The 990-nt window shown below is 57.9% G+C and carries 1 protein-coding gene; it reads left to right on the forward strand.

Annotated elements, in window-relative coordinates; genetic code table 11:
* The coding region (locus LCI23_RS20405; RefSeq protein ID WP_224948270.1) for a hypothetical protein at positions 1 to 703 on the forward strand (703 nt) is incomplete at its 5' end.
* Positions 704 to 990 lie beyond the last annotated feature (287 nt).

Below are 990 nucleotides of genomic sequence, written 5' to 3' on the forward strand. Positions count from 1 at the left end.
AGTTCTAAACAAGGACCGTACGGCGGTCGCTTTCCAAGGAGCCGTGCAGCGCGTTTTCAACCACTTTTACCGGCACGATTTCCGGTACCAGCATGCGACCGAAAACTGCGCCGGGATCAGTGTCGATGTCTTCAACGTGCTTGGCTGGCAAATCCCTCAACGCGGACCAACTTCGCCGATGAAATCGCTGGCCGCTTATACCTATGTAGCCGCAACCGATGCAAATTTGGCAAGCGCGCGCAAGATATATGACTACTTGAACGAAGAGCAGACCAGGCTGCTGCCCGCCGTAGCATTCGACGCGGCTGGACTGGACTTGCTGGATCTCGCCAGTACGAAAACACCGATGCGCACCTTGTCGAGGTATGAGGAGCAACTCAGAAGCGACATTGAAGCCATCCTGCTCGTCCGCATACCCCAGGTACCATCAAGCCGCCCCATAGGTTCGGCGCCGGTCTTTTCATTCGATGAATTCCGCGCCCGGGTGCCGGAAGACCGCACGCAATGGAAGACCGTCCCGGTTAAGGCGCGTTCGTTTCCCCCATCGCTGTTTGGCCCGATGGTGGACGACGCACCAGCTCCGGTGCCACTACCGATCGTCAGCATAGGGACATGCGGCGTGCTTGGAATATTTGCTCTGCGGCGGCGGAGGAAAAAGCCAAAAACCACCCTTGAAAAGCCTCTAGCAGCCCCGGTTAGCTAGCCGACAGCATCTCTACTTCAGCTCCGCATTTAGGGTGAGCAAACCCGAGGCTATCGCGGGGTGCGCGACTGTACCAGCGCTCAGTCAAATCACTGCCGCTCGCACCTGTCGCGCATGGTAGGGCAGTCAATCCCACAGGTCGAGTGGTAGTCAAAACGTCCCGACGCCGATACCTATGCCGACTGCGAGGTGCGCCGCCATGCTGAGCGTGACGGGTGACTCACTACCGCGACTCGAAGAAGGTGAGGAATGGCACAACATTCTGCAGCGCTGACCACTTGCTTAAT

The organism is Massilia sp. MS-15, from assembly GCF_020176695.1.
Taxonomy (GTDB): Bacteria; Pseudomonadota; Gammaproteobacteria; order Burkholderiales; family Burkholderiaceae_D; genus Telluria; species Telluria hydrophila.